Source organism: Helicobacter aurati, from assembly GCF_003364265.1.
GTDB classification, from domain to species: domain Bacteria; phylum Campylobacterota; class Campylobacteria; order Campylobacterales; family Helicobacteraceae; genus Helicobacter_A; species Helicobacter_A aurati.
This window is the reverse complement of sequence record NZ_NXLW01000034.1, coordinates 1-3,267: the sequence shown is the minus strand read 5'-3', so window position 1 is coordinate 3,267 and position 3,267 is coordinate 1. Positions and strand designations below refer to the sequence as shown.

The 3,267-nt window shown below is 33.7% G+C and carries 3 protein-coding genes; all 3 read right to left on the bottom strand.

What is annotated here, in order from left to right:
• Positions 1-138: 138 nt before the first annotated feature.
• The 3 genes from CQA66_RS09005 to CQA66_RS09625 all read right to left on the bottom strand — a co-directional run bounded on the left by CQA66_RS09005 (position 139) and on the right by CQA66_RS09625 (position 3,086).
• On the bottom strand, positions 139-399 hold the full coding sequence (locus CQA66_RS09005) for a hypothetical protein (protein WP_147289232.1): 261 nt from the start codon (positions 397-399) through the stop codon (positions 139-141).
• 158 nt (positions 400-557) lie between these two features.
• Positions 558-1,184, bottom strand: a complete 627-nt coding sequence (locus CQA66_RS09000) for a pyridoxamine 5'-phosphate oxidase family protein (RefSeq protein ID WP_104762860.1) — start codon at positions 1,182-1,184, stop codon at positions 558-560.
• Between the two features lie 165 nt (positions 1,185-1,349).
• A complete protein-coding gene (locus CQA66_RS09625; protein WP_104762861.1) occupies positions 1,350-3,086 on the bottom strand; it encodes a methyl-accepting chemotaxis protein in 1,737 nt (578 codons plus the stop codon).
• Positions 3,087-3,267 lie beyond the last annotated feature (181 nt).

The window sequence follows — 3,267 nt, the reverse complement described above, 5'->3', positions numbered from 1 at the left end:
TGTCCCCAGCTCTCAAATAGCAAATTTCTTGCAAAGGCTTAAACTCTACTTCTTCATATTTCAGGAATTCTAAAAGTTCTTTAATTTGCATAGCTTGCCCCTAATGAGAATGAAAACACAATGATAATATAGAATCTCTTAGGGATTTGTATGTTGAGATTCTATATTGTGAGATTCTTCGGTCGCACTTCGTGCTTCCTCAGAATGACAAGATAGATTGTCATGTTGAGCTTGCATAGCAAGCGAAACATCTCTTTTGACTTGTTGAGATTCTTCAGTCGCATTCGCTCCTTCAGAATGACAAGGGGAGGATTCACAATGACAATTTATGCTTTTGTCATGTTGAGGGCTTGCCCGAAACATCTCATGAGATTCTTCGCTACGCTTAAGACATGACAAGATAGAAGCGCAATCTCTCTATCAAAAAATATTAGGAATTTCTCTTAATATTCTTTAGTTATTAGATTCACTTTAAAATAGTAATTTTCTTATACTATTGCATATTCATTTCTTCTTAACGCAAATCTAGCAATTTTCACTATATATTTATTGAGAATTTACCCAAGCACCTTTGCCTTTGCGCTTATTTGCTCTAGCACAATCTCATAGACATTCAAATGTTTGCGCTCGGTATTGACAGAGGTTTGGACAAACTCCATTTTATCGGGCATATATTTTGCACAAAGTAAGCTCATTGCTTTGTCCTGCTCTTTTATATCTCGCAATGCAAAGATTCTGCCATAGGCAATCGTACTTTCATATTCGGTTGTAAAAACATGACTACCAAGTTTTTTAGGCTCATCTTGTGCGATTTGTTGTAATTCTTCGTGTGTATAGAGTTCTGGCACTTGCACGCGCCCCACAAACACAGCACAAAGTAGCGCACCATCACGAAAAAAGGCAATCTTGCGTCCTGCTTTGGCGGTGTGGATAAAGAGTTTGTTTTCATGATAGACAAAAGATATGGGGATGCTAAAGATTTGATTTTGCGGCTCCAGCTCGTTATTATCGGGGTTGAAATGAGATTCTTTGCTCCCAAAGCAATCAGAATTTTTGTATAAAGCATCTTTGTTGGGTTTGAAATCAGGCACACTTAAAGGCGAAGTGCTAAGGACGCAATAGGGAGCTTTTGTCATTATCTCTATGGCTTTGTCTCTATCAAGCATTCTATCTTTGCGCCGCATAGTCGCTCCTTTGGATGAAATATGGGAATTTTATCGGATTTTATCCCTGTTATTTTATAAGTTTGATGTCATTTATCATTATTCATACAAAAGAAGGGTATGTTAATAGGATAAAAAGTTAAAGTACCGAATCAAAATAAATAGATTCTGAAAGCTAAAGTTTGTTTAAAACTTTTTCTTATTAGCGTCTTCAAGAATAGCAAGTGAGGTATTCCTAACACTATCACTGATTTCACTGGAATGCTTCGCGATTGTTACATTATTCTGCGTTAACGTATCCATATTGACAATAGAGTCGTTAATTTTAGTAACACCTAATGTTTGTTCTTTAATAGATTCCGATACGTCGTTAATATTTTGCACTAAAATATTAACGTTTGCTTCAATTTCACTAAGGCTTTTTTGTGTTCTTTCGGCGAGCTTTCTTACCTCATCTGCTACGACTGCAAAGCCACGTCCGCTTTCTCCTGCACGTGCCGCTTCAATCGCTGCATTCAATGCTAAGAGATTGGTTTGTTTAGCAATATCTCCAATGATTTCAATGATATTTTTAATATCATTACTTTGTGCAGTAATTACATCAGTTTTGCCGTTAATGTTTTCCATAGAATTTGCAATTTGTGTAACAGCTTGTGCGGTTTGTGTGAGATTGGTTGCTTGATTGCTAGCACTTTGATTTAGATTCTCTGAAGATTCTTGCAAGGCTTCAATATCGGCATTTAAGCGATTTGCAAATTGAAGCGAGGTGCGAAGTATTTTTTTGATTTCTGCTCCAAGCATATTGATGCTAATCTCAATATTTCCTTGTGCTTGAGGAACGCACGCAGTAAAATCCATGTTTTTATAATCATTAAAAACTTTTTGAATCTCATTAAGATTTGAACCAATATTAGATTGAAAGGAATCAAGCATGGTGTTAAATGTGTTTGTTAAATTTTCTAATTGCGGATTGTTTGTTTGTTCTATAATACGTACAGTAAGGTCTCCTTGTGAGACTTTATCTACAATACGCGCTGCCTCATCAATTAGACGTTTATCGCGCGTCAAATTACTTTCTACACGTTTGATTTCGGTATTAATAGAATCTGCAAGTTTGCCAAATTCGTCTTTGGAGTGAATGTCAACTCTTTCTATTGTTTGTATTTCATTATTGAGATATTGAAAAAATGAATTAAGCCCTTTTTGAATAAGAGTCATATTTGTTACTAAATTTCTATAAAAAATAAACGCTATAGGAAGAACAACTACTAATAATACAATAAAAGAAATGACAATTGCTTTTGTATCTTCTGTTGTAATAATGTCGTCAATCGATGCTGCTGCTTGTTCTGATTCAGCAGTGAGATTATCAATATAGACACCTGTGGAAATCCATATATTGTCAGTATGTGGAATAAAGATAGAATAGGTCATCTTGGGAATTTCTATAGTTTGACCTTGTGACGAAGGTTTGATAAAGATATATTCTACAAAGCCACCGCCTCTTTGTGCTGCTTTATAGAGTTCAGTAATGTAATGGACACCATTTATATCATGTAGTTGGCTCCCATCGCCTACTATACTTGGATGTACAATTGCTGTATTGCCCTTAAAAACAAAGTAATAACCCGATTTGTCATCTTCATAGCGAAATTTTTCAATAGCTTTTGTAATAATTGCTATTTGCTCTTGTTCACTTTTTCCTTGTACTAATTCTCCTAAAGCATGGGCTACTGAATCCGTGGATAACTTCAATCTGTCTTGTGTTTCTACTTTCATTATGTCATAAGTCTGATTCTGTACTTCCTTTACTGTTTCCATACCGCCCAAATAAAGAACACCTATCAAAGTCAGAAACGACAGACAAGAAGCACCCATAAAAAACAATAGTTTAAACTTTAATGATAAATTTTTATAAAACACAATAATTCCTATTTTTTAAAAATATGTGAAAAATACATTATTATGTTATATATTAGATAGAAACGCTAATTGATCGACAATCAAAAAAAAAAAAAAAAAAAAAAAAAAAAAAAAAAAAAAAAAAAAAAAAAAAAAAAAAAAAAAAAAAAAAAAAAAAAAAAAAAAAAAAAAAAAAAAAAAA